The sequence below is a fragment of the Pseudomonas putida genome, from assembly GCF_028682475.1.
Classification (GTDB): domain Bacteria; phylum Pseudomonadota; class Gammaproteobacteria; order Pseudomonadales; family Pseudomonadaceae; genus Aquipseudomonas; species Aquipseudomonas putida_AG.
The window spans coordinates 1-26,185 of record NZ_JANHLE010000002.1; the positions used below are offsets into that span (position 1 = coordinate 1).

Consider the following 26,185-nt stretch of genomic DNA (forward strand, 5'->3'; position numbering starts at 1 on the left):
CTCACCACCTCCGGTTGTACACCCGCGATCGCATTCCCACCGTCACAGCGCATCGCGGGGCAAGCCCACTCCCACAGTGTCTATATCCTTCCAACACATAACTATGTAATGCCTCCTGGCATCGGCGTATCACCAAGCTCGACTCTCCAACTTCTCCTGGAGAACTCGAACCATGACCATCGGCTCTACTTACAATCATCCCGCCAATGTAGCGGCCAACCTGGCAACCCCGTCAGGCAAATGGACCGCCCGTTTCCCCAATCCCCCCGATCTGTGTTTTGACTACCGCAAGCTGCTTGAGCAACCAGATGGCATTGCTCAGGCCAGACTCACTGATCACCGTATTTGTATTGTCGGCGCTGGCGTCACTGGGCTGACGGTTGCACGTGAGTTGCTGCGCTGTGGCTTCACTCAGATCACCCTGATTGAACAATCTCAACGCATTGGTGGGCGGCATCTGACCGTTGTAGACAGTAACCATCCAATGGCTGCGCCTTCTACGCCTTTTGAAATGGGGGCGATGCGCATGCCGTTCTTTAACCGAACAGGTGAAGCGCCCAAGGACGGTCGTTCGTTGATGGCTTACTACGCCAAGCTTTTCGACCTGCATCTTTCTGATTTCCCTAACCCTGGCACTCCTTGGGTGACTTCAACAGGTGTCTACTTACAGGAAGGAGAGGTGGAGGGGCACGGCGAACCGACATTGCTTGTATGGAACAACCCTGATGGTGCTACCCCACCCCCGACTGCGGCACTGCAGCAGGTCTATGACAAATGGCACCGCTTCGCAGCCCGAATGACTGAACAGGTTGCGGCCATCTATGGTTCCGAAGGTTGGGAGACGCTTTGGGCTGCAATCGTAGAGCGCTATCAAGCGTTGTCATTTCGCGATCTGGTCAGTCTTGCAGCGATCACCCGCTGGGACAAAAGCCGGCCCGGTGATTTTGGCGGCCTTGGCATGAGCCCAGAGGAATCAGCGATTTTCTATGCCATTGGCATTGGTGATGGAAGTTGGGGCGCATTTTACGATGTGTGCTGCCTATACCCATTACGCACTGCCATCTTCGGTTTCAGCAGCCACTTGCAACTGGTTCATGGCCGGGTGGATGAGCAGGGAAATCCACTGGAAGCACCCTACCTGGCCGCAGAGGCGGTCTATGACAGCAAAGGCTTGAAGTTCGCTGCGCCTACCTATCTTGGCTTGGCAGCATTGGATGAATGCCTGCTTTTCATGAGTATCGATGGCACTGGAAGGTCACTCTATAGCCACTGTCTTAAGCGTGAGAATGGGCTGCTCACCGATAGCTCGGTTACCGGCCTGAGCAAACTGCCTGATGGGAAGGTCCGTGTTCAGTACCAGTGGAATGTGAGTAATCCCGCCTCCACAACGACCCTGAGTGAAGATTTCGATTCTGTGATCGTGACATTGCCGTCCTGGTTGCTCGAAGCCAACGTTCGTCTGGAGCATTTCACCCCGGCGATGCTGCCGGCCAAAACCATCAATGCCTATAAAACAGCTCACTGGGAAACCAGTTGTAAGGTCTACGCACCGCTGAAAAAGAGCTTTTTGAGCAAGCATCAGCGCATACCGCAAATTCTTGTTACCGACAGCTTCGTACATGATGTGTACACCTACCGGTACAACGACAGCTACGCCTATGACTGCATTCTGCTCAGTTACACCTGGGAGGACGACGCCACCAAACTGGCTTCTTTCGACGATGAGCAACTGGTCAAAAAATGCGTCAACGAGCTGGATCGGATCCTGCTGCGTTGCGGCAACATCCAAGAGCCGATTTCTCCCTACATAGACACCTATAACGCGCGGGTTCAGCGCTGGATCACCGACAAGAATGCACTGGGCTGCGCCAAGCTCTACCGCGCGGGTACCTATTACGACGCTGTCAGCCTGATGAAATACAACCGGGATTTTGCTGAGCGCTCGGGTCTTTACCTGGTGGGCGAGTCTTTTTCGGTCGACGCTGGCTGGACCGAGCCGTGTTTCAGAACCGCTGTGGATGCAGTGATTAATATCTGTCAGAAAACGGATGCAACCTTCAATGGAGACTTCTCGATGGATGACTATCCGCAGTACCAAGTGAAGGCCTGAAATTGCGGCGAAAAGGGCAGACAGTAGGATTACCCTTTCCGTCGCTTAAGACCTTTCCCACGTTTGCTACAGAATTGCCTGACTGTCTTATCTAGCGAGGTGTCCGCTTAACTGGCGTCCCTCCAACAACGATAAGAAGGCCGCCGCCCATGTCTGCAAACGCTGCTCCAGTGAGTCCCGTCCGTGTCGCCGTTATCCAGTTCGACCCGCAAGTGGGGGTTGAGCACTGCGACAACAATTTATGCCGAGGCCTGCAACTCGCCGAACAAGCGGTCCGCGAAGGGGCCAACCTGATTGTCCTGCCAGAGTTGGCCAACACCGGCTACACCTTCAATACCCGTGCCGAAGCCTATGCGCATGCCGAAACCCTAGAGGGCGGTCCAAGCGTTAACACCTGGGCGGCTTTCGCGCGTGAACATCAGGTCTACCTGGTTGCCGGGTTTGTCGAACGCGACGGCTTGAAGCTTTACGACAGTGCCGTGTTGTTCGGTCCAGAGGGCTTGCTTGGGCACTACCGCAAAGCCCACCTGTGGAACCAGGAAAAGCTCTGGTTCACCCCTGGCGACCTGGGCTTTCCGGTGTTCGAAACCCCGATAGGCCGCATCGGCCTGTTGATCTGTTGGGATATCTGGTTCCCCGAGGTGCCGCGTCTGTTGGCTCAGCAAGGCGCGGATATCATCTGCAGCCTGAACAATTGGGTGTGGACTCCACCACCGCTGTTCGATGCCAGCGGCCGGTGCATGGCGTCTTACCTGACCATGACTGCCGCCCACGTCAACAACGTCCACATCGCTGCCGCCAATCGCATCGGCAGCGAGCGTGGCGGACGCTTCCTCGGTTGTTCGCTGATCGCCGGAACCAATGGCTGGCCCATTGGTGAAGTGGCGGGGGCCGAAAACGAATGCATCCTCTACGCCGATCTCGACCTCACCAGTGCGCGCAGTGCGCCGATCTGGAACAGCCTCAATGATTTACCGCGTGACCGGCGCACGGACCTGTACGGCTCGATGCTTGGCTATGACCTGCATCCAGCGTTACCGCGCTGAAGGAGGCACGTATGGACAACTCGCTCGAACAACCGCGTAACAGTTTCATCCCCTTGTTGCTGATGTGCCTGGCGATCTCGGTGACTACCAGTGTGACCATCGAATTGCTCAGTGGCCGCGCCGAAGCCTGGCTCGGTCTCTGGCCGGATTATGCGCACATGGTCGCTAACCTTCAGGAGCCGTTGGCGCGGCTGCGCTGGATAGTCGGTGATATCAGTGAAGTAGCTTTCTACAAGCATGAGTTACCCGCGCTGGGGTTACTGGCAGGTGCGGCGTTGGCCCATTGGGCCAACCGCAATGGTATGCGCTGGCAGGGCTTTGCCATTTGCTATGGCACAGGGCTGTGGCCGTGGCTGGTGATCAGCTCGTTGCTGGGCTTGCTGTTCAGCCATGCCCTGTGGGGCTGGACCTTGAGCAGCGGAACCTGGCAGCCAACCTTCGTTGCCTTTGTCTCGTTACCGGCGGCGATGGTGCTGTTGTTTGGCGCCGGCTGGAAGGTCGCCATCAACGGCGCGCTGCTGGGGGCGCTGCTGGTGACCCCCGCCAGCCTGCTGCTGGTCAACTACCTCTGTTATCCGCTGGAGCTGCCGGTGGTAATCGGCAATGTCGGCGGCATGGCCATCGCCAGCGTGCTGGCGTTGATCCTGTGTCGCCACGTTCCGCAGCTGGTCCGTTCGACACCTGCTGTCAAAGCACCGCAGGTTGTACCGGCAGCGAAAGCCGAGGCTGACTACGGTGTGGTCTGGACATTGCGGCGGGTGCTGGCAGATTTCAGCGAGGCGCCGTTTTTTGGCAATGAGCTGGCCAGCCTGGGCCTGATTATGGGGGCGTTGCTAGCCTATTGGATTTCTCCGGGCGGCCCCGCCTATGGTTCGCATCTGCTGTTGGAGATGCTGGCAGGGCAAGCGCTGGCCTCTTTCATCGGCGTGCTGTTCTGGCGCCGACAGTGGCAGCGTCTGGGCTGGTATCCCACCTACATTCCAATCGTCTCTGTGGTGCCTGCCGCCGTTCTCATGCTGGGCGGCAGCTGGCAGGTCATCGTCCTCAGCGCCACCCTCGGCGCGTTGATGGCGCCGCCCCTGGCCCATGCCATCAGTCGGCGGCTGCCGAGCCACATGCATGGGTACATCGGCAATGTTCTGTCCATGGCCATCTGCACTTTGGCTATCATCCCCTTCGTCCGGTTGGTCACTGGAGTCACCCCATGAGCGAAGTCTTGCAGCTCCCGCAGATTGCAATTGGTGCCTTGGGTGGAACCGTTAGCATGCAGGTCAATACACCCGGCGAGGGGGTGACGCCGAGTTTGAGTAGCGAAGCCCTGCTGGCAAGCTTGCCGCAGTTAGAGGAGCTTGCCGCTATAACCGCTCAAACGCTGCACCTCTTGCCTAGCGCCTCATTGACTTTCATTCAATTGATCGAGGTCCTGCAGTGGGCCAAGGCCCAGGTGGAGCAAGGCGTGCAGGGCATCGTGCTGACCCAGGGAACCGACACGCTTGAAGAGGTGGCCTATTTTCTCGACCTGCTCTGGCCATACCAGACGCCGTTGATTCTCACCGGCGCCATGCGTTCGCCCAACCAGGCCGGCGCCGATGGCCCGGCGAATCTCCTGGCTGCGGTTCAGGTGGCGTTGGCAGATGAAAGTCAGGGGCGCGGCGCCTTGGTGGTGATCAATGACGAGATTCATGCTGCTGAACATGTACGCAAAGCCGATAGCCTGGCAATGGCTGCCTTCAGTTCTACGCACTTCGGGCCGGAAGGTTTGGTGATAGAAGGGCGAGTGCGCTATTTGAAAGCGCCGAAGCCGCGCTGCTCACTGCCTGTGCCGGAGCGTCTGGATCATCGCGTAGCGTTACTCGAAGCCAGCCTCGCGGCGGATACCTTGCTATTGGAAGAGCTGGCGGGATTGGGCTACGAAGGTCTGGTCATCGCCGGTTTTGGTGCCGGGCACGTCTCGCAGGAGTGGGCACGCTGCGTGGGGCAAATCAGCCACTGGATGCCTGTCATCGTTGCTACGCGTACGGGCGCTGGCGCTACGGCGCTGCGCTCATATGGGTTCAGGGGTGGCGAGATGGATCTGCAGCGCAAGGGGGCGCTGATGGCGGGGTTTCTCTGTCCACGTAAATGCCGGGTGCTGTTATGGGTGCTGATCGGTTGTGGTATGGAGGGCGAGCTGGGTCGCTGGCTGACGGGGCGATAGCTGGCCTTATTGACCGAAGCGGCTTCAGCTATTGTTGCCCCTGAACCCTGTGGGAGCGGATTTATCCGCGAAGGGCCGCAATGCGGCCCCGGGGGCGGGCCTGCTGCGCAGTCCTTCGCGGCGGTCCGGCGTCCCGGTGAATCTGCTCCTACGACGGGTGCAGCAATCCAGTTAAGTGAAGCACCGACCAAAAAAACCACCCCGCAGGGTGGTCTTAGGCTTGCGTACGCTTAAACGAAAGCCTGTGGCGCTACACCACGAGGCACACGGCAGCGCTCGGGCAGGGCGGCCAGGCGTGCACGCCAGTTGGCCTTGAAGCAGAACGACGCTGCCTTCACTTGGCTTGCCTGGCGCTGTTTGCGCAGTTCTGCCAACGATGGAGTGGCCTTCTTGGCCGGGGCGGCATCAGCCTTGACCAGCGAGCGCTGGCACGACTTGCAATCGACCTTGTCGGTTTCCGAAGTGCTGCTGAGGTTATTGCCATTGCGACCGCAAGCGACTGCGTCGCCGCTGATTGAGTAGTGCATTACCAAAACTGTACATCTCCACACATATGAACAAAAGCGCGGGTATTTTCGCATAGGTTGGCGCCGGATGCGGCGTTAACCTTCAGGGGCGCTACCGCTAAGGCGTCCAGTCGACGCCGTGCTCTTCCAGATAGGCGTCCACGGCGGCGCCAACCGTTGGCTGGAAAATATCACGGCCAATGTGCTCCAGCACTTCCAGACGTTTGAGCTTGTCCTTGACCGGGTCTTTCATTTCGGCAAAGCGCAGCTCGATGTTTGCCGCACGCAGTGCCTGTTCCAGCTCCACCAGCATGTCCGCAGAGGTTACGTCGACACTGGTGACCGGCTCCGCCGCCACCACCACTCGCCGTACCTCGGTCGCAGAGTTGGCGATGGCCTCCATTACACACTTCTGGAAAAACTCGGCATTGGCGAAGAACAGCGGCGCATCCCAGCGAAACAGCACCAGCCCAGGCACCAGGCGCGCGCTGGGGTAGCGGGAGATGTCGTGGTAGCCACGCACCCCGTCAACGCGACCGAGTACCGTGTAATGCGGACGCCAGCCATCCCAGAGAAACTCGATCACGGCAAGGACGACCGCCAGGCCGATACCCGGGACCGCGCCGAGCACCACCACCCCGACAAAGCAGGTAATCGACAGCCAGCACTCCCAGCGCTGGATACGGTAGATCCGCTTCAGGTCCTTGATCTCGAACAGGCCAATGGCGGCCGCGATCACCACGGCGGCAAGCACGCTGTTGGGCAGGTGCTGTAACAGCTTGGGCGCGAATAGCAGCAACAAGGCTACTCCCAATGCAGCGAACACGCCGGTGAGCTGAGTACGCGACCCAGCCGCTTCGGCGACCGGCGTACGGGAGGAGCTGCTACTGACGGGAAAGCCCTGGAACAGTCCGGTTGCCAGATTGGCGACCCCCAGGCCGACCATTTCCTGATTCGGGTCGACTGGGCTACGAGTTTTGGCCGCATAGGTGCGGGACAACACGCTGGTATCGGCGAAGGACACCAGCGCGGCAGCGAAGCCACCGATCAGCACCGTGATCAGGTCTTCGGCCCGTAGCCAGGGTACGACGAAGCCGGGTAACCCTTGCGGCATAGCGCCCAGCACCTTGACCCCCTGGCTGGCATCGAGGCCAAGACTGCCCACCACCAGCGTCGCTGCGACCACGCCGATGAGGATGCCTGGAACGCGCTTGAAGCGCTCGAGCACCAGGATCAGGGCCAGGGTTCCGGCGCCGACGATGAATGCAGCCCAATTGGCTTGCCCTGCCAGCAATGCCTGACCGAGGTTCAGCACTTCACGCAGGGGGCCGCTGCTCTCTACCGAGATATCGAACAACTTGGGCGTCTGGCTGATCAGCACCGTGAAGGCGATACCGTTCATGTAGCCGTAGCGAATGGGCTTGGACAGCAGCTCGGTGATAAAGCCCAGCCGCAACAAGCCCGCGCCGATACATACCAGCCCGCACACCAGGGCCATGGCGCTGGCCAGGGTGATGGCACGCAGAGGATCGCCAGCGGACAAGGGCAACACCACGGCAAGAATGATGGCCGCCAGCGCCGAGTCAGGCCCGAGTACCAGAATGCGACTGGGGCCGAACAAGGCATAGAAAAGAAGCGGCACGATACTCGCGTACAACCCATAGATGCCCGGCACCCCCGAGGCTTCGGCATAGGCGATGCCCACTGGTACCAGCATGGTGGTCAGCACCAGCCCTGCGAGCAGGTCTTTCGGCAGATCGGCCATTTGGTACGCCCGCAGCACCTGCAGCCCGGGCAACCAGCGCCGCCAGCCGCTCGGAGTCTTGGCGGAGCGCAATTGAGGGGTGGACGGGACGGGTGGAGTTTCGTTCATGCAGTGCTTTCCGGCAGCGTCGATAGGGCTCCCTGGCTGGAGCTTTTTAAGAATGGCTCACTATCGAGGTTGCGCCGAAAAACTTGGCTGCTGCAGATCAACTGCAACCAATTCACCTGCCTTGCTTACTGCAGAGGGGGATTCAGCCGTCCATCCAATGCGAACGGCTCCTGCAGGACAAGGTCGTAAAGTCCTGAAGCCAGCAGTGGGTTCATCAACAGGTTCCAGCTATAGGGCGAAACACAGGAAGGAATCAGCACGAAGGGATGCTGTTCCAGCAGCCGGGCGCCAAAGGCTTGCTGGCTGCGACTGGGCGTTCCCGGCCTCAGCCAGTTCAGGTTGGGCACATCCTTTCGTTCGACCTTGTACACCCTGGACGGGTCCAGCACTCGTGCCGCCGTCAGCGTGTGCGCAACGCAGTCGAGGGTCTGGAAGCCTTTATGCACCGCCACTTCAAGAATCGCCGTAGCCGCATCAAGGCTGGCATACACCACCTGAAACCCCTTGGGATTCCAGCGCCCGCCACACGCTTCTGCGCCAATGCCGCTGTTCCACGAAGGCGCGTGCCTGGCATGGTCGAGACGCCAGAAATGCAGGTCATGAGCCAGCGGGTCCGTTACCATCAGTAGACCCCGTAATCCAGTCGATTCAGGAAGTCGCTGACCAGCTCATAGCCGACCGGATTGGACAGCAGGTCGATCGGCGCCTCACCGTCCAGCCCGAGCGCCGGCCGGGTCATCCACGCTTCGGCAAGCGCGCGGGTGCCGAACACCTCCTGCGCTTTCTCCAGCACCTCTGCGTAATACAGCGCCCTGGCACTTTGTTCAGGGCTCAGGGCTTCATCCTTGTTCTTCATCCGGCGGGCGAGGGTACGCTCGGACAGGCCGACGATCTTCGCCAGTACATTGTGCCGCTTGAAGGTTTCGACCGACTCGACCAGCTGGATGACCGAGCTGAGCGGAAAGCCGCTCTGTGTGGCCTTGAACACCTCCATGCGGTCGTCTGTGTCGGTGTCGGGCAGCAGCAGATCGACAATCGCCATGCCGGTAGTGCTCGATGCCGACACACGGGCAGTACCGTAGGCTCTTTGCGCGGGTGTTTCGTTCAGCCGATGGGCTGCCGCTTCAGTGCTCGTTGTGATCATTGATCCGGCATCGGCAGCTTTCGCTTTGCCAGGTTTTTTCGGCGATTTCCTGGCGTCTGTGTTTTCCGCAGTAGCAGACATGATCGGCGCTCCAGCCTTGACAGATGGCATTGAGTGTACTGCCAATTGGCGGATGCGTGAGAAAAGATTTGCGTCATTCTGTGGCCGAAGCTGTTGTGAGGCGCCAACTCAATCGCCTACCCCATGCAGCCGCAACGCCCGCTGCGCACATTCCCGCCAACTCCGTTTGCGCTTCACCGGCAACCCCAAAGGCACTTCCGCCGCCATCACCACGGGCATATCCCGCAAGCGAATCCACGGCTCGTTCTGCCAATACAACAAGCTCGCCGCATGCCCACCCGGCCAGCACATTCGCCCCAGCCGCGGCAGGTCGGCCATTTCCGACTCCCGCCCATCACGCAACACCGCCACCACCTCATGGGTCAGCCAGTGCCGCAGGTGGCGGTTCTCCGGAATGTGATGATGGGCGAGCAGGGTATAGGCGCCGGACTCACTGACCATGGTGGTCGCCTGGTACTCGCCGTAGCGCAGCAGCTGCACGTTGCGATGCTGGTCCGGGTCGAGTTTGCGGATGCAGTGTTCGTCGAAGTAGCGCCCCGTCAGCCGGCCGAGTTCGTGGGCGCAGAACCAGGCTTGGGATTCGAGCCAGAGGGTGTGAAGGGGGCGGTTGTGGCGGGTGAAGAGGGTGGAGCAGTAGTGGTTATCCATGATTGGCCTTCCAAAAACAGGAGAGCCGTTTCTAACGGGAACGGAATTCCGCTGCATGAGCGTTTCTTAGGCGCGATGCAACATTAGCGCTCTTACTCTATAAACAAAAGTCGGTACATCGTCGGCACCGTCTCTTGAGGGTGTAGGAAATTGTACTAGTTCATCAGTACGACAAAGACTGCTTTTTAGCAGTCTTTGTCGTCGCGGGCGGTAATTATGTCAGCTTTGTTCCTCTGACGTATTTCATACCCAGAGAACTTTTAAATAAGCGCCCCACTCGCCACTGCCCAGAAAACCCAAGTCTCGCCTCGAACATGCCGATATCTTTCATTATGTTCATTGAAGATCTTACCAGTGAAACGTCGAGCTGAGTTTTGTTGGAAAGCTCAACAATACAACCCTCCAAAAGAAATGGTGTTGATAGACCATTGAAGCCTTCGGTGAATTTTCTCACGTCTATCGATGGATCTAACATATGCTTGAGCTCGGCCGAAACTTCACCTAAATAGTATTCGGATGCCTCTTTATGCGCCTGCATGATTAGCTTTTGGCTAAGTCTTCCGCCCTCGATTTCTTCACCACGTCTAGCTCGGCGACTCTCGTCTCCCGCTACATAGTCCAAGAAACGATCATAAAGCCTTGGGGAATAAGTAGAGTCCACTGTGTCAGAGAAGTAGGTCTTCAAAAATGTAATAGTTTGAATGTTACTGGCTCGAAGTTTCGGAGGGAAGAACTCCATGAGCAGAGGTTCGTACTTATCCGAGGTCATTGATCCGTTTTTTAATGCATTTTCTTCAAGTTGTAGCAGCTTGCATGCGTCGGCGAAGTTCTCTCTAAACCATGAGTTTTGACAAATGCGCAATAGAACAAAGTTGAATATTGATTGTTCGTCCCAAACTAATTGAATTTCACGGCCGTCAGTTTGCTGTTCAACATTTTCAATCGCATTTTTTGCTAGATCGCTCCTGATAAAAAGGCGTATTGTTATTTTCTGTGATAGATAAGAGTCAGACTGTATTGTAAGTAAAAAGCTAAATAGAGACTCAATATATTTTTTTATATCGGAAGACGGGAATGCCGTCTCGATTCCGTCGATCAGAAATGTGTAGTGATCTTTTTGAGTTGGATTAGCGCTTATGGACTCTTTTAGGTCGAGAAAATTTATATTTGTGTCGAGATTGGCCGTAATGCACTTTTCTAAGTGCTCGCTTTTCCCAATGGAGGAGCTGTCAGATTCAATTGCACAGTAAAGTAATGTGCACCAAATGGTTTCCGGTTTGTCTCGGTATTTGTCAATTAATTGTTTGAAGCATGCGGCCGCAGAGCCTATCCCGCCATCATGCTTGTAGTCGGCGGCAGTTAAAATTGGGCGCCCAAGACCTCTAGAGTGAAGTTCTCTTAATAGTCTTGTTTTACCAGTGCCTTTTCGGCCTAGGATATAAGTAATAGGTGAGTTTGGCGAGAGAAGGCGCTTCAGGAAATTTGCTTCTAGATATATACCGCCGTCTGTGGAGCCGGAACTCGTAAGAGCTGAGCCTGTCTTCGGTTTTACCTGTGCCTCGGAGATGGGGTGCTCGTCAAGTAGGCCAAGGACCGAGCAGATATCTCTTAGTGCAAATAAGTTCTCAGGGTTTATTTTTTTAGTATCAGGTATTATGCCGTTTATTAGGGGCTTACTATAGGCCCAGTCGATCCAGTAATTGTCGATAGCATCCTCAACCTCTAGGCGGAAGCTTTCTGGGAACTGCATTAGAAGTTCTTCTTGGATTTTAAGCGATTCTTCGCTAAGGTTGGAGCGCTTAAATTCAGGGTCAATAGTGAAGCTAACATAAAGGCCAGGGGCTTCGGTATTGATCGAGAGGAGCTCGCGAAACGCTCTTGTTCCGGATGCTGACTGAGTGTCGCGTCGAGCAAAAGAAATAACAGGGCCGGGGAGAGTTAAAACGATAGGAAGCACAGAGCTAGAAATGCCGGTGCGGTGATCGATAAATACAAAATCATATTTTTCGTCAGCAGCGAACTGAGAGATTTTTAGTATCCCATTTCTTATAAGTATCGGGTCTAATACAGTGTTTAAGGAGAAAGAAGCAAAATCGATATCATAGATTTCGCTTTCAGGGCGGCATGCAATTAAATCGACTTTTCCTGTGTTTTGGATATAGGCGTTTGCTGTATCAATTTTAGTATTGAAGTGGCAAATGCCAAGTAATGTTTCCGAAAGTCTTGTTGTCTTGGTTTGGAATATTTTGTCGAGCGATGGAGCCTCAATGTCGGCATCGATTAGCAAGATCTTGTAACCTTGATCGGCCAAGAACTTAGAGAGAGTGCCAAGTACAGTGGAGCGCCCTTGGCCACCCTTATACCCATAGAAATGTAGGCTTTTGAAGCTTCGTTGAGAGGCTGCCCTGTTTGGTCGGCTGCCGGCCAAAGCTTCAATCCAGTGGTGTCGAGTATTTTCTTCGTCAAAGAATGAGTAGTCAGTTTCTCTCTCTACAGTTGTTAGCAGGCAGAGTTCAATGCTGCTGCTGGACTGAAGAGAGATTAGGCGTGAAGTGTCAATGCCTAGAAAACCAGAAAGAAGGGCAACCCGCTGTTCAAAATCAAGCTCTTTATAGGCTTCATCTACATGAATAATATAGAGGGTCGGGTGAAGATACTTAACGGTGTGGTTAATATTTTTTAAGGATAGTGTTGAGAGCAGTTCTTGAGTGGTGATCATATTGGTTACCTAATATTCTTTTTCAAGAAGGCACGAATTTCCTTGGCTTTGTTTAATAAGCTAAATAGTTCATCCTCGTCATGACTTGGTGACGACCAGTCAGATGTGTGCCTGAAATAACGAATGTAGGGGTAGGATTCACCAGGCGCTAGCTGCGATGTGTTGCTCTTTCCTTGCACATATATGGACTGAAGTATGTTTCTGAATTGTCGAGATAAGGTTGTAAGCTCTGTTTGGAACTTTGGGTGAAGTCGAGAGCTGTTTATTAGCATGCCGGGGATGTCATGTCCGCCACTCGAGTTTATAGTTCTCTTTAGAATTAACTCGACTGTTATCAAGGTGCAGTAAGTTATAGCTAGGAGCTGGGGTTCGTGCTTTTTTGTTGGTAGTTTAATAATTTCTTCAAAAGATGCTTCGTTGTACTTAAACATCGATTCTTCCTGAAAAAAACGGCCATCATTAATGATGGCCGTTTGAAGTTTTCAATCCCAGCTAAGAGCCCCACCAGTCTGATACTCAATCACTCGCGTCTCAAAGAAGTTCTTCTCCTTCTTCAAGTCCATGATCTCGCTCATCCATGGGAACGGGTTGGTGGTCCCTGGGTACTCTTCCTTCAAACCGATCTGCGACAGGCGACGGTTGGCGATGAACTTGAGGTAGTCCTCCATCATCGCGGCGTTCATGCCCAGTACGCCGCGCGGCATGGTGTCGCGAGCGTATTCGATTTCCAGCTGGGTGCCCTGCAGGATCATCTGCGAGGCTTCTTCCTTCATTTCGGCATCCCACAGGTGCGGGTTTTCGATCTTGATCTGGTTGATCACGTCGATACCGAAGTTCAGGTGCATGGACTCGTCACGCAGGATGTACTGGAACTGCTCGGCAACGCCGGTCATCTTGTTGCGGCGACCCATGGACAGGATCTGGGTGAAGCCGCAGTAGAAGAAGATGCCTTCCAGAACGCAGTAGTAGGCGATCAGGTTGCGCAGCAGTTCTTTGTCGGTCTCGACGGTGCCGGTGTTGAATTCCGGATCGGAGATCGCGCGGGTGTAGCTCAGGCCCCAGGCGGCTTTCTTAGCAACCGACGGGATCTCGTGGTACATGTTGAAGATCTCGCCTTCATCCATGCCCAGCGATTCGATGCAGTACTGGTAGGCGTGGGTGTGGATCGCCTCTTCGAAGGCCTGGCGCAGGATGTACTGGCGGCACTCCGGGTTGGTGATCAGGCGGTACACGGCCAGGGCCAGGTTGTTGGCAACCAGGGAGTCGGCAGTGGAGAAGAAGCCCAGGTTGCGCATGACGATGCGACGCTCGTCGTCGGTCAGGCCTTCCGGGTTTTTCCACAAGGCGATGTCCGCGGTCATGTTGACCTCTTGCGGCATCCAGTGGTTGGCGCAACCGTCCAGGTACTTCTGCCAGGCCCAGTCATACTTGAACGGCACCAGCTGGTTGAGGTCGGCGCGGCAGTTGATCATGCGCTTTTCGTCAACCGCGACACGGGCGGCGGAACCTTCCAGCTCAGCCAGGCCTTCGGCGATGTCGAGTTGGTCCAGGGCAGCCTTGGCACGCTTGACGGCGTCGGAGTCATCGGCGGTTACGGCGCGGGCTTCGAGGGCGGCAACACCGCCAGCGTTGTCCAGCTTGTCGATGCCTGCGGCAGCGGCTTGAGTGGCGGTGGCGCCTTTGGCGGCTTCTTCGCCTTCGTCTTTATCGAATTCGTCCCAGCTCAGCATGGTGGGTCTCCTGCTTGAGGGCCATATTCAGTATGGCCGGTGGATCTTGGTTGCGATGCTTGCGGTTAGGTACTGCTGTGCACGCAAAATCTTGGAATGCTTCCGGGAGCGGGGCTCCTCGGCAGGTCTTGGGTAAAAGTACCCCGGACCTATTTGTCTTGTTGCGAAGGGCAGGGCGGCGGGGCCGCCCATCGCTGGCAAGGCCAGCTCCCACAAGAGGAGCTGGCCAGCCATCAGGCGCTTATTGGCAAGCTTCGCAATCCGGCTCGTCGATCGCGCAAGCCTTCGGCACTGGCGCTGGGCCCGCTGCCTGGATCGGCGCGCTGTCGCCACCGCTGGAGACGGCGTTGAGCTTGCCGGTGTTGATGGTCGACTTCTCGGTGCTGGTCGCGGCCAGGGCACGGAGGTAGTAGGTGGTTTTCAGACCACGGTACCAGGCCATGCGGTAGGTCACGTCAAGCTTCTTGCCCGAAGCGCCGGCGATGTACAGGTTCAGCGACTGGGCCTGGTCGATCCACTTCTGACGGCGGCTGGCGGCGTCGACGATCCACTTGGTTTCCACTTCGAACGCGGTGGCGTACAGGTCTTTGAGTTCCTGCGGGATGCGCTCGATCTGCTGCACCGAACCGTCGTAGTACTTCAGGTCGTTGATCATGACCGGGTCCCACAGGCCACGGGCCTTGAGGTCGCGAACCAGGTACGGGTTGATCACGGTGAATTCGCCCGAGAGGTTCGATTTCACGTACAGGTTCTGGTAAGTCGGTTCGATCGACTGCGAAACGCCGGTGATGTTGGCGATGGTCGCGGTCGGCGCGATGGCCATGATGTTCGAGTTACGAATACCTTTCTGTACGCGAGCACGCACCGGTGCCCAGTCCAGGGTTTCGTTCAGGTCGACGTCGATGTACTTCTGGCCACGGGCTTCGATCAGGATCTGTTGCGAATCCAGCGGCAGGATGCCTTTGGACCACAGCGAACCCTGGAAGGTCTCGTAGGCGCCACGCTCGTCAGCCAGGTCACAGGAAGCCTGGATGGCGAAGTAGCTGACCGCTTCCATCGACTTGTCGGCGAACTCGACGGCAGCGTCGGAACCGTAAGGGATGTGCTGCAGGTACAGCGCGTCCTGGAAGCCCATGATGCCCAGGCCGACCGGACGGTGCTTGAGGTTCGAGTTACGCGCTTGCGGCACCGAGTAGTAGTTGATGTCGATCACGTTGTCGAGCATGCGCACGGCGGTGTTCACGGTGCGTTGCAGCTTGGCGGTGTCCAGCTTGCCGTCGACGATGTGGTTCGGCAGGTTGATCGAGCCCAGGTTGCAGACCGCGATCTCGTCCTTGTTGGTGTTCAGGGTGATCTCGGTGCACAGGTTCGAGCTGTGGACCACGCCAACGTGCTGCTGCGGCGAACGCAGGTTGCACGGATCCTTGAAGGTCAGCCATGGGTGGCCGGTCTCGAACAGCATCGAGAGCATCTTGCGCCACAGGTCTTTGGCCTGGATGGTCTTGAACACCTTGATCTTGTTGTACTCGGTCAGGGCTTCGTAGTACTCGTAGCGCTCTTCGAAGGCCTTGCCGGTCAGGTCGTGCAGATCAGGGACTTCGTTCGGCGAGAACAGGGTCCACTTGCCGTCATCGAAGACGCGCTTCATGAACAGGTCAGGGATCCAGTTGGCGGTGTTCATGTCGTGGGTACGACGACGGTCATCACCGGTGTTCTTGCGCAGTTCGATGAATTCTTCGATGTCCAGGTGCCAGGTTTCCAGGTAGGCGCAGACCGCGCCTTTGCGCTTGCCACCCTGGTTAACGGCGACGGCGGTGTCGTTGACCACTTTCAGGAAGGGTACGACGCCCTGGGATTTACCGTTGGTGCCCTTGATGTAAGAGCCCAGTGCACGCACAGGGGTCCAGTCGTTGCCCAGGCCACCGGCGAATTTCGACAGCATGGCGTTGTCGTGGATCGCGTGGTAGATGCCCGACAGGTCGTCCGGCACGGTGGTCAGGTAGCAGCTCGACAGCTGTGGACGCAGGGTACCGGCGTTGAACAGGGTCGGGGTCGAAGCCATGTAGTCGAAGGACGACAGCAGGTTGTAGAACTCGATCGCACGGGCTTCTTTGTTTTTCTCTTCCAGCGCCAGGCCCATGGCCACACGCATGAAGAACACCTGAGGCAGTTCGAAGCGCACGCCATCCTTGTGGATGAAGTAACGGTCGTAGAGGGTCTGCAGGCCCAGGTAGGTGAACTGCTGGTCACGCTCGTGGTTGATCGCCTTGCCCAGTTTTTCCAGGTCGAAGTCGGCCAGGGCAGGGTTCAGCAGTTCGAACTCGACGCCTTTGGCAACGTAGGCCGGCAGGGCCTTGGCGTACAGCTCGGCCATTTCGTGGTGAGTGGCGCTGTCGGCCACGCCGAGGAAGCCCAGGCCTTCGGCACGCAGGGTGTCCATCAGCAGGCGGGCGGTAACGAACGAGTAGTTCGGCTCGCGCTCGACCAGGGTACGGGCGGTCATCACCAGGGCGGTGTTGACGTCCTTGATGGCGACGCCGTCATAGAGGTTCTTCAGGGTTTCGCGCTGGATCAGGTCGCCATCGACTTCGGCCAGGCCTTCGCAGGCCTCGGTGATGATGGTGTTCAGACGGTTCATGTCCAGTGGCGCGAGGCTGCCGTCGGCCAGGGTGATGCGGATGCTCGGGTGCGGCTGCACGTTGGCGTCTTCGGCGTGAACGCGGGTCGCACGCTCTTTGGCGCGCTGGTCACGGTAGATCACGTAGTCGCGGGCAACTTTCTGCTCGCCGGCACGCATCAGGGCCAGTTCGACCTGGTCCTGGATTTCTTCGATGTGGATGGTGCCGCCCGATGGCATGCGACGTTTGAAGGTCGCGGTAACCTGTTCGGTCAGACGGGCAACGGTGTCATGGATACGCGACGAGGCAGCGGCGGTGCCGCCTTCAACTGCGAGGAACGCCTTGGTGATGGCCACGGTGATCTTGTCGTCGGTGTAGGCGACGACAGTGCCATTGCGCTTGATCACACGCAGTTGGCCTGGGGCGGTGGCAGCCAGATCCTGGTTCGAATCAGCGGCCTGCGGCGCCTTGGCCTGCGGGTTCTCGCGAGTTGTGTCGGTTTGCATGGGTGTCTCCACGTTCTCTATGTTTGTTTAGGCGCCTTGTGGGCGCCCGCCGTTCCGTCCGAAAGCCCAACAACCGACGCTGATGACACGCGGGAACGCGACGCTCCGGCATGCCGAACAGGTCGGGCATACTCACTTCGGGACAGATCAGGAAAATAAGGGGCAATTTCTTGCCGCTCCCTGGCCGAAGTCAAAGGTTCTGAATCCACGACTCAAAACTGTTGCTGTACGGTGTGCCTATGGCTTGCAACACCCGTACCCGAAACAACACCCTCCGAGGGTTTGCAACGGACGCCTCCGCAGGAGCGGTTTGGCTGCTGAATGTTTCTAAAGTTCAAGCAAAAAAGCACTGAATCAGGGCTTGAGTTTCTTGCTCGACTTGTGCTTGGGAATCTGTTCAAAACCCAAGATGTAGTGTTTTGTTTCGATAGGGATACAAGATAATGCGGTCTTGGGGGTATTGCAAGGTGGTGCTCTGTGGATAACTTGTGAGTAGTTTGTGAGTGATTTTGGCTAACGCCTTGTAGGCCGTGTCTTAGCGCCAGATGACCGTCCGTCACCCTTTTTTTCACAGACTACGGTTATCCCGGCGGATATTTTCGGGCGCGCACCCTACCACAAATCCGATAGCCTTCCGAGCAATCCGCCCCGTGGTTTTTTGCCGCTCGTGGTGACGGTTGGCAGGCGTCGGTGCCCGACGTAGTATCCGGGGCCGATGTTGCCTTTTGGTGAAGCCGTTGCCAGGGCACTCTTTAATAACAACAAGCCGTCGAGGTGAGCCGTGGAGCAGCAGCGCAGTCAGGTGTTGATCGTCGAGGATGACCAGCGTTTGGCCGACCTGACCCGAGAGTACCTGCAGGCCAACGGTTTTGACGTCAAGGTCGAAGGTGACGGGGCCAAGGCGGCGGCGCGGATCATTGCCGAGCAGCCGGACCTGGTGGTGCTCGACCTGATGTTGCCCGGCGAAGACGGCTTGAGCATCTGCCGCAAGGTTCGTCAGCAGTTTGCCGGGCCGATCCTCATGCTCACCGCCCGCAGTGACGACCTTGATCAGGTTCAGGGCCTGGACATGGGCGCGGATGACTATGTGTGCAAACCGGTGCGCCCACGCCTGCTGCTGGCGCGCATCAATGCCTTGCTGCGGCGCAGTGAGCCGGTGGCTGAAAGTGAGCCAGCGCAATGCCTGCAGTTCGGGCCACTGCGGGTGGACAACAGCCTACGTGAAGCCTGGCTGCGCGATGAAGGTATCGAACTGACCAGTGCTGAATTCGACTTGCTCTGGCTGTTGGTCAGCAACGCCGGACGTATTTTGTCCCGTGAGGAAATCTTCACCTCGTTGCGTGGGGTGGGCTATGACGGCCAGGACCGCTCCATCGATGTGCGTATTTCCAGAATCCGCCCGCGCATCGGTGATGACCCCGAGCACCCGCGGATGATCAAGACCATCCGCAGCAAAGGCTACCTGTTCGTGCGCGAGGCGGCCGAGGCCATGGGCCAGGTGCGATGAACTCGATTTTCCTGCGTATCTATGGCGGCATGCTCGCCGCGCTGGTGCTGGTGGCGGTGCTCGGGGTGCTCAGTGTGCACCTGCTCAACGAGGTGCGTGCCGGTCAGTACCGCGAGCGTCTGGCCCACGGTACGTTCACCCTGATGGCCGACAACCTGGTGCCGCTGGGCGAGGTTGAGCGCAAGCGCACCCTGCTGATCTGGGAGCGCTTGCTGGGCATACCGCTGAAGCTGCAAACCCTGGCGCAGGCCGGCATCGACGGTGGTCAGCGCAGCCAGTTGCAGCGTGGCCAGGTGCTGGTGGAGAAGACCGGCCCGCATGCGGCCAAGGTCATGCGCCAGGTCGGCACTGAGCACCTGCTGTTGACCGGCGAGGTCGAGCAGATCAGCGAGCAACTGGCGCGGGCCACCATTTACCTGCTGGCCGATGAGCTGGTGCGCTACCCGATCGGCGAGCAGCCGCGGCGCTTGGCCGAGATCAAGCAAAGCAAGGGATTTGGGTTCGACCTGAGCCTGCGGCGCCTGGAGCAGACCGACATGGACGTGGACCAGCGCCGCCGTGTCGATGAGGGCGACACGGTGATGACCCTGGGCAAGGACGGTGACTCGATCCGCGTGGTTGCCGGGATGGTCGGCACCCCCTGGGCGCTGGAGATCGGCCCGCTGTACCAGATGAATCCCTACCCGCCACAACTGCTGGCACTGATCGCCGTGCTCGGGCTGTGCCTGATCGGCCTGATCGTCTATTTACTGGTGCGTCAGCTGGAGCGGCGTCTGTCCACGCTTGAAACCGCTGCGACGCGCATTGCTCAGGGCAGCCTGGAAACCCGCGTTGCCGCCGATGATGCCGACTCGGTCGGGCGTCTGGCGGCGGCTTTCAATGGCATGGCTGAACACTTGCAGCGTTCGCTGGCTATCCAGCGAGAACTGGTGCGCGCGGTCTCCCATGAGTTGCGCACCCCCGTGGCGCGCCTGCGCTTCGGCCTGGAAATGATCGCCAGTGCGCGTGACGACCAGGCGCGGGAAAAGTATTTGAGCGGCATGGATGGCGATATCCAGGAGCTGGACAAGCTGGTTGACGAGATGCTCACTTACGCGCGTCTTGAACAAGGCGCGCCGGCCTTGCATTTTCAGCGGGTCGATCTGGATGCCTTGCTCGATCAGGTGATCGCTGAACTCGCGCCCCTGCGTCGTGACGTCAAGGTCGTGCGCGGGCCCTGTCACGGACCGGAAGAAGCGGACGGGCAGGGGCCCTGGGTGGAAGCCGAGCCGCGTTACCTGCACCGGGCGTTACAGAACCTGGTCAGCAATGCCATGCGCCATGCTGAATCGCAGGTCAGCCTCAGTTACCAGCTCGGACTGCAGCGTTGCCGGATCGACGTCGACGACGATGGCCCGGGCGTGCCGGAAGATGTCTGGGACCGCATCTTCACCCCCTTCACCCGTCTCGATGACAGCCGCACCCGCGCTTCCGGTGGCCATGGCCTGGGCCTGTCGATTGTGCGAAGGATCATCTATTGGCATAAAGGCCGGGCGTCAGTCGGACGCAGCGAGCGCCTGGGCGGTGCGCGCTTCAGTCTGAGCTGGCCGCGCCAGCAGGACGCGGCATGAGCGCCGGGTTGCCTCTGGACCAGGTGCTGCAACCGCTCCCCTTCGAATCCTTGCTGCTTGGCCTGTATGGCCCCGAGCTGATGCCGGCGCAGCGTCCGGTGCTGGTCTCGCAGTGGTCCAAGTACTACTTTGCGGTGGTCTGGCAGTCGCTGCTTGAGGGTAATGAGCTGTCAGTATTCGCTGCCACCGAGGTGAGCCTGGATAGTCGCGGCCTGCCGTTTGCTTTGGCTGCGCAGGGCGAGCGCTGTGAGGGGATCGAAGCGGTGCTGGAACATCACCTGCAGCCAGTGGTGTTGCGTCTGGCGGCGCTGGGGGCGGTAGCGCCAGCGGTGCTCTGGGGCAATGCCGGGGATTGCCTGGATCAGGCGCTGCAACGTGCCGAAGGTGATGGCGGCGGTTTAGACCGTTTGCTGAACTTGCCTGACAGCCCGCTGTTTGCCGCCGTCAGTGTGGATGCCGTGGGCAAGCGCCGTCGCCGCACCTGCTGCCTGAGTTACAAAGTCGACTGGGTCGGGCACTGTGAGCACTGTCCGTTGCTGGCTTGAGGCGCTTCAGACGCTGACCAGGCTCAGCAACTGGTCATCCTGCAGGCTGAACTGGCCGTCGATTTCCTTTCCTTTATGCCACTGCGCCGACAGGTCGGTCAGCAGGCGCAGGCGGGCATGGCCATCGGCTGACCATTCCAGCACTTCGGCGTGCTCGAAGTAGAAGCGCTGCTGGACGATCGGGTAGAGCGCCTTGAACAGGCTTTCCTTGAGGGAAAAGGTCAGGGTGACGGTCAGGCCCGTCTGGCTGGCGTCCATCCGCTGCAGTTCGTCTGCGGTGAGGATCTCCCGGGCCAGGCGCTCGGCGCGTTCGTCGCTGAGCAGGCTCTCCTGATCCAGCCCCAGCCCCTGGCAATCGCTGCTGCGTGCCACCACCGCGGCTGCCCAGCCTTTGCCGTGGGTGATCGAACCACTGATACCGGCCGGCCAGATCGGCGAGCGGTCCTCGTGGGTACCGGGTACGTAGTCGCGACCCTCCAGGCGCTGCAAGGCCGCCCGCGCGCACACCCGTCCGGCCAGGTACTCGGCCTGGCGCTTGGCTACCGAGCGTTGCAGGCTCGGCGTCTGCTCGATGCCGGCGCGGGCGAAGTCGTCGCTGGCCAGTAACGCAGGGTCGAAGGGGCAGCTGACCAGGACCGCGCCAGCGACCGGGCGGGGCAGGGGCCAATGGTGCAGCAACGGGGCGCAGCAGGCGGGGAGTCGGTTCATGGGCGCTATTGTGCCGTGGCTGTGGGGGGCTTGCCAGTGATGCAACAGGCATCGGTGGCAGGCTTCGGTGGGAGCGGGCTTGCCCCGCGATTGCATCCTGTCAGTCACATCGTATCGCGGGGCAAGCCCGCTCCCACCGTCAGCACTGCTGTTCAGCCGAGGTTCAGGCAGGGTTCAGCGGTCGTTCAGGAGGTTTTGCTTACTCTGGCTTCAACACCCAAACGGCACATCCGCCAGGAGTAAAACCTTATGAAAGCGCTCAATACCCTGTTCCTCGCCGTCGCCTTTTTCGGCGCCAGTGCTGCCGTCCAGGCCGCCGACACGACCTTCGCCGGTGTCACCTATGGCCAGACCAGCGACAAGATCAAAAAGTCCGGCTTGCTCAGCAGCAACACTGATCACCTGAACACCGACGGCATCATCAGCAAGGACGGAACCTGGGGCGTGCGTGTCGGCCAGATGAACGATCAGGGCCGCTACTACCTCACCTATGACAACGTCTCCAACGACCATAGCGGCCTGAAGGTGCGTCAGGAAAACCTGCTGGGCAGTTACGACCTGTTCTACCCGCTGGGCAACAGCACCAAGCTGTTCGGCGGTGCCAGCGCCGGCCTGACCAAGCTCAGCCAGGAGTCGTCCGGTTACAGCCGCGACACCGACACCGGTTATGCCATCGGCCTGCAAGCCGGCCTGCTGCAACAGGTCACCGACAACGCCTCGGTCGAACTGGGCTACCGTTACCTGCGCAGCAATGCCAGCACCGAGCTGGCCGAACATGGCGGTCCGAAAGTCGGCACCCTGCGCCTGGACAGCAGCGCGCAAACCTACCTGTCGGCCAACTACGCCTTCTGACCCTGCGATGAAGAAGTTCGAACCGGCCTGCAGGTGCATGGCCGGTTCGCTGTTATTCTGCATGGGCTGAGTATTTCGCCGGAGCCACGCGCGCCGGCACGGGTAGGGAGGAACCTATGAAACTGCTGGTGGTTGAGGACGAAGCGCTGTTGCGTCATCACTTGCACAGTCGCCTGAGCGAAAGCGGGCACGTGGTTGAAGCGGTGCCCAACGCCGAGGAGGCCTTGTACCAGGCCGAGCAGTTCAACCATGACCTGGCGGTGATCGACCTCGGCCTGCCCGGCATGAGCGGCCTGGACCTGATCCGCCAATTGCGCTCCCAGGGCAAGAGCTTTCCGATCCTGATCCTCACCGCGCGCGGCAACTGGCAGGACAAGGTCGAAGGCCTGGCCGCGGGGGCCGACGACTATGTGGTCAAACCGTTCCAGTTCGAAGAGCTGGAGGCCCGCCTCAATGCCCTGTTGCGTCGTTCCAGCGGCTTCGTCCAGTCGACCATCGCAGCGGGGCCGTTGTTGCTGGACCTGAACCGCAAGCAGGCCACCCTCGACGATCAGCCGCTGGCGCTGACCGCCTATGAATACCGCATCCTCGAGTACCTGATGCGCCATCACCAGCAGGTGGTGGCCAAGGATCGCCTGATGGAGCAGCTCTACCCCGATGACGACGAGCGTGATCCAAATGTGATCGAGGTGCTGGTCGGTCGCCTGCGGCGCAAGCTTGAAGGCAACAACGGCTTCAAACCAATCGATACCGTGCGTGGCCTGGGCTATCTGTTCACCGAGCGCTGCCGATGATTCGTTCGTTACGCGTGCGCCTGATGCTGGCCGCGGCGCTGCTGGCCCTGCTGTTCATGCTCGGCCTGCTGCCGGCCTTGCAGAAGGCCTTCAGCCTGGCCTTGCAGGAGTCGATAGAAAAGCGCCTGGCCTCGGACGTCACCACGCTGATTTCCGCTGCGCGCATCGAGCACAATCAGTTGCAGATGCCGGCGTTGCTGCCGGACGAAAAATACAACCTGCCCGACAGCCGTCTGCTCGGCTATATCTATGACCGCCAGGGCAATCTGGTCTGGCGATCGCGGGCGACGGCCGATGAAAACATCAACTACACCCCGCGCTATGACGGGCGCGGCAACGAGTTCGCGCGGATTCGCCAGGCCGATGGCGAGGAGTTCTTCGTCTATGACGTCGAGGTCAAGCTGCTCGGCGGCAAGACGGCGGCCTTCAGTATTGTTGCCCTACAGCCGGTACGCGAATATCAGCATACCCTCGACGGCCTGCGCGAACGCCTGTACCTGGGCTTTGGCGCGGCGTTGCTGGCCTTGCTGGTGCTGCTCTGGGCCGGCCTGACCTGGGGCTTGCGCTCACTGCGTCAGTTGAGCCACGAGCTGGATGATGTCGAGTCCGGTGCCCGTGATGGGCTCAGCGGCGAACATCCTCGGGAATTGCTGCGCCTGACCGGTTCGCTGAACCGCCTGTTGCGCAGCGAGCGCGAGCAGCGGCAACGCTACCGAGATTCGCTGGGGGACCTGGCCCACAGCCTGAAAACACCTTTGACGGTACTGCAGGGCGTCAGCGAAAGCATGGGCCAGCGTCGTGAAGACCGTGAGCAGGCGCGGATTCTGCAAAGCCAGATCGAGCGCATGAGCCAGCAGATCGACTACCAGTTGCAGCGCGCCAGCCTGCGCAAGAGTGGTCTGGTGCGTCACCAGGTGGCCTTGCAGCCGTTGCTCGAAAGCCTGTGCAGCACCCTGGCCAAGGTCTACCGCGACAAGCAGGTCAAGATCAGCCTGGACCTCCCCGAGCATGCGATGGTGCCCATGGAGCAGGGCGCCTTGCTCGAACTGCTCGGCAACCTCCTGGAAAACGCCTACCGCCTGTGCCTGAGCGAGGTGCATATCAGCCTGCGCAGCGGGCCATCAGAGGTCGAGCTGTGTGTCGAAGACGACGGTCCTGGCGTACCCCCGGACCAACGCGAGCGCATCCTCCAGCGCGGCGAACGCCTGGATCGGCAAAATCCGGGGCAGGGCATCGGGCTGGCGGTGGTCAAGGACATCATCGAAAGCTACGACGCTAGCCTGACCCTCGATGATTCACCGCTGGGCGGCGCGGCATTTCGCATTCGCTTCAGCCTGGACTGAGTGCCTATCCCTTCGGGCGGATTACCGCCATCGTTATCCTTTTGCAAAAGGTGTCGGGCGGAAATCCGCCAACCCGCGCGGCACTTTTGCAACCTCACTGTGCAACAAACCCCAGCAAACACGGGGCTTGCACCGATAAAGCGCATTTTGGCATCGGGCTTGCTACTGCTCTGACAGAGTCCTGCCAGGCAGCTCGACACAACAAATCCCTCCAGTGCAGGAGGGTTCGCGCTTTAGGTACCGCTCGCATCCTGGGAAGGATGAGCCCGATACCCTTGAGGAATTAGCCATGACGACGCGTCAGCCACTGTACAAATCGCTGTATATCCAGGTGTTAGTAGCGATCACCATCGGTATCCTGCTGGGCCACTTCTACCCTGAGACCGGCGTTGCCCTGAAGCCTTTGGGTGACGGGTTCGTCAAACTGATCAAAATGGTCATCGCCCCGATCATCTTCTGCACCGTGGTCAGCGGCATTGCTGGCATGCAAAGCATGAAGTCGGTGGGCAAGACCGGTGGCTACGCGCTGCTCTATTTCGAAATCGTCTCGACCATTGCCCTGATCATCGGCCTGGTCGTGGTCAACGTGGTCAAGCCTGGCGCCGGCATGCATATCGACGTCAGCACCCTGAACGCCAGCAGCGTGGCCGCTTATGCCGCCGCTGGCGCACAGCAGACCACCGTTGGCTTCCTGCTCAACATCATCCCTAACACCGTGGTCGGCGCTTTTGCCAACGGCGACATCCTGCAAGTGCTGATGTTCTCGGTGATCTTCGGCTTCGCCCTGCATCGCCTGGGTGCCTACGGCAAGCCGCTGCTGGACCTGATCGACCGTTTCGCCCATGTCATGTTCAACATCATCAACATGATCATGAAGCTGGCGCCGATCGGTGCCTTCGGTGCCATGGCCTTCACCATCGGCCAGTACGGCGTCGGTTCGCTGGTGCAACTGGGCTACCTGATGGCCTGCTTCTATGTGACCTGTGTGCTGTTCATCGTCGTGGTGCTCGGTGGTATCGCCCGCGCCCACGGTTTCAGCGTGCTCAAGCTGATTCGCTACATCCGTGAAGAGCTGATGATCGTGCTGGGTACTTCGTCTTCGGAGTCGGCCCTGCCACGCATGCTGGCCAAGATGGAGCGTCTGGGTGCGAAGAAATCCGTTGTCGGCCTGGTGATCCCGACTGGCTACTCGTTCAACCTCGACGGTACCTCGATCTACCTGACCATGGCCGCGGTGTTCATTGCCCAGGCGACTGACACCACCATGGACATCACCCACCAGATCACTCTGCTGCTGGTGCTGCTGGTGGCTTCCAAAGGTGCTGCCGGCGTTACCGGCTCGGGCTTCATCGTCCTTGCAGCAACCCTGTCCGCCGTTGGCCACCTGCCGGTTGCCGGCCTGGCGCTGATCCTCGGTATCGACCGCTTCATGTCCGAAGCCCGTGCCCTGACCAACCTGATCGGCAACGCCGTGGCCACCGTGGTAGTTGCCAAGTGGGTCAATGAGCTGGACGAAGACAAGCTGCAGACCGAGCTGGCTTCCGGTGGTTCGCCGCTGGTCGATACCCGCCCGATGGATGATCTGGGTGTGGCTGAAGGTCCTGCCCGCTAAGCGAAAGGTAGCCCATGAAAAACCCATCTCCGGATG

The 26,185-nt window shown here is 58.8% G+C and carries 20 protein-coding genes; 11 read left to right on the forward strand and 9 right to left on the reverse strand.

Annotated elements, in window-relative coordinates; all coding sequences use genetic code 11:
* The first annotated feature begins 172 nt into the window (after positions 1-172).
* From NPS47_RS02075 to NPS47_RS02090, 4 genes are all read left to right on the forward strand, one after another.
* On the forward strand, positions 173-2,110 hold the full coding sequence (locus NPS47_RS02075; RefSeq protein ID WP_274293473.1) for a flavin monoamine oxidase family protein: 1,938 nt from the start codon (positions 173-175) through the stop codon (positions 2,108-2,110).
* Between the two features lie 149 nt (positions 2,111-2,259).
* Positions 2,260-3,156 carry a nitrilase family protein gene (locus NPS47_RS02080; protein ID WP_274293474.1) on the forward strand — a complete coding sequence of 299 codons (897 nt, stop codon included), beginning with the start codon at positions 2,260-2,262 and terminating at the stop codon, positions 3,154-3,156.
* Between the two features lie 11 nt (positions 3,157-3,167).
* Positions 3,168-4,364, forward strand: coding sequence for a hypothetical protein (locus NPS47_RS02085; RefSeq protein ID WP_274293475.1), 1,197 nt, complete (start codon positions 3,168-3,170; stop codon positions 4,362-4,364).
* The gene (locus NPS47_RS02090) at positions 4,361-5,353 is read left to right on the forward strand and encodes an asparaginase (protein ID WP_274293476.1); all 993 of its coding nucleotides are present in this window, start codon (positions 4,361-4,363) and stop codon (positions 5,351-5,353) included. The genes NPS47_RS02085 and NPS47_RS02090 overlap by 4 nt, the downstream gene beginning before the upstream one ends.
* Before the next feature lie 230 nt (positions 5,354-5,583).
* On the opposite strand, the gene NPS47_RS02095 is transcribed toward NPS47_RS02090, so the two are convergent.
* From NPS47_RS02095 to NPS47_RS02130, 8 genes are all read right to left on the reverse strand, one after another.
* Positions 5,584-5,880, reverse strand: a complete 297-nt coding sequence (locus tag NPS47_RS02095) for a hypothetical protein (RefSeq protein WP_274293477.1) — start codon at positions 5,878-5,880, stop codon at positions 5,584-5,586.
* A 97-nt stretch (positions 5,881-5,977) separates the two neighbouring features.
* Positions 5,978-7,732 carry a SulP family inorganic anion transporter gene (locus NPS47_RS02100; protein ID WP_274293478.1) on the reverse strand — a complete coding sequence of 585 codons (1,755 nt, stop codon included), beginning with the start codon at positions 7,730-7,732 and terminating at the stop codon, positions 5,978-5,980.
* A gap of 125 nt (positions 7,733-7,857) precedes the next feature.
* Positions 7,858-8,355 carry an RES family NAD+ phosphorylase gene (locus NPS47_RS02105; RefSeq protein WP_274293479.1) on the reverse strand — a complete coding sequence of 166 codons (498 nt, stop codon included), beginning with the start codon at positions 8,353-8,355 and terminating at the stop codon, positions 7,858-7,860.
* Positions 8,355-8,876, reverse strand: a complete 522-nt coding sequence (parS, locus tag NPS47_RS02110) for a type II RES/Xre toxin-antitoxin system antitoxin (protein ID WP_274293480.1) — start codon at positions 8,874-8,876, stop codon at positions 8,355-8,357. The genes NPS47_RS02105 and parS overlap by 1 nt, the downstream gene beginning before the upstream one ends.
* A gap of 189 nt (positions 8,877-9,065) precedes the next feature.
* Entirely contained in the window at positions 9,066-9,605 is a 540-nt protein-coding gene (locus tag NPS47_RS02115) for a BRO-N domain-containing protein (RefSeq protein WP_274293481.1), read from the reverse strand.
* Between the two features lie 214 nt (positions 9,606-9,819).
* Positions 9,820-12,324 carry an AAA family ATPase gene (locus NPS47_RS02120; protein ID WP_274293482.1) on the reverse strand — a complete coding sequence of 835 codons (2,505 nt, stop codon included), beginning with the start codon at positions 12,322-12,324 and terminating at the stop codon, positions 9,820-9,822.
* A gap of 482 nt (positions 12,325-12,806) precedes the next feature.
* Positions 12,807-14,054, reverse strand: coding sequence for a ribonucleotide-diphosphate reductase subunit beta (locus NPS47_RS02125; RefSeq protein ID WP_274293483.1), 1,248 nt, complete (start codon positions 14,052-14,054; stop codon positions 12,807-12,809).
* Between the two features lie 241 nt (positions 14,055-14,295).
* Positions 14,296-17,178 carry a ribonucleoside-diphosphate reductase subunit alpha gene (locus tag NPS47_RS02130; RefSeq protein WP_274293484.1) on the reverse strand — a complete coding sequence of 961 codons (2,883 nt, stop codon included), beginning with the start codon at positions 17,176-17,178 and terminating at the stop codon, positions 14,296-14,298.
* 781 nt (positions 17,179-17,959) lie between these two features.
* On the opposite strand from NPS47_RS02130, the gene NPS47_RS02135 reads away from it, so the two are divergent.
* From NPS47_RS02135 to fhuF, 3 genes are read left to right on the forward strand one after another with little or no spacing between them, the layout of a single operon-like run.
* The gene (locus tag NPS47_RS02135) at positions 17,960-18,685 is read left to right on the forward strand and encodes a response regulator transcription factor (protein ID WP_274293485.1); all 726 of its coding nucleotides are present in this window, start codon (positions 17,960-17,962) and stop codon (positions 18,683-18,685) included.
* Positions 18,682-20,295, forward strand: coding sequence for an ATP-binding protein (locus NPS47_RS02140; protein WP_274293486.1), 1,614 nt, complete (start codon positions 18,682-18,684; stop codon positions 20,293-20,295). The genes NPS47_RS02135 and NPS47_RS02140 overlap by 4 nt, the downstream gene beginning before the upstream one ends.
* On the forward strand, positions 20,292-20,840 hold the full coding sequence (fhuF, locus tag NPS47_RS02145) for a siderophore-iron reductase FhuF (protein ID WP_274293487.1): 549 nt from the start codon (positions 20,292-20,294) through the stop codon (positions 20,838-20,840). The genes NPS47_RS02140 and fhuF overlap by 4 nt, the downstream gene beginning before the upstream one ends.
* Before the next feature lie 6 nt (positions 20,841-20,846).
* Here fhuF and NPS47_RS02150 read toward each other — a convergent pair whose 3' ends face one another.
* On the reverse strand, positions 20,847-21,548 hold the full coding sequence (locus tag NPS47_RS02150) for a 4'-phosphopantetheinyl transferase family protein (RefSeq protein WP_274293488.1): 702 nt from the start codon (positions 21,546-21,548) through the stop codon (positions 20,847-20,849).
* Between the two features lie 249 nt (positions 21,549-21,797).
* Here NPS47_RS02150 and NPS47_RS02155 point away from each other — a divergent pair, with 249 nt between their 5' ends.
* The 4 genes from NPS47_RS02155 (at position 21,798) to NPS47_RS02170 (ending at position 26,149) form a co-directional block, all read left to right on the forward strand.
* On the forward strand, positions 21,798-22,400 hold the full coding sequence (locus tag NPS47_RS02155; RefSeq protein ID WP_274293489.1) for a hypothetical protein: 603 nt from the start codon (positions 21,798-21,800) through the stop codon (positions 22,398-22,400).
* Positions 22,401-22,516: 116 nt separating this feature from the next.
* A complete protein-coding gene (locus NPS47_RS02160) occupies positions 22,517-23,194 on the forward strand; it encodes a response regulator (protein ID WP_045187444.1) in 678 nt (225 codons plus the stop codon).
* Positions 23,191-24,537 carry an ATP-binding protein gene (locus NPS47_RS02165; protein ID WP_274293490.1) on the forward strand — a complete coding sequence of 449 codons (1,347 nt, stop codon included), beginning with the start codon at positions 23,191-23,193 and terminating at the stop codon, positions 24,535-24,537. The genes NPS47_RS02160 and NPS47_RS02165 overlap by 4 nt, the downstream gene beginning before the upstream one ends.
* Positions 24,538-24,826: 289 nt before the next feature.
* Positions 24,827-26,149 (forward strand): dicarboxylate/amino acid:cation symporter, encoded by a 1,323-nt coding sequence (locus NPS47_RS02170; protein ID WP_274293491.1) that lies wholly within the window; start codon positions 24,827-24,829, stop codon positions 26,147-26,149.
* The last annotated feature ends 36 nt before the right edge of the window (positions 26,150-26,185 follow it).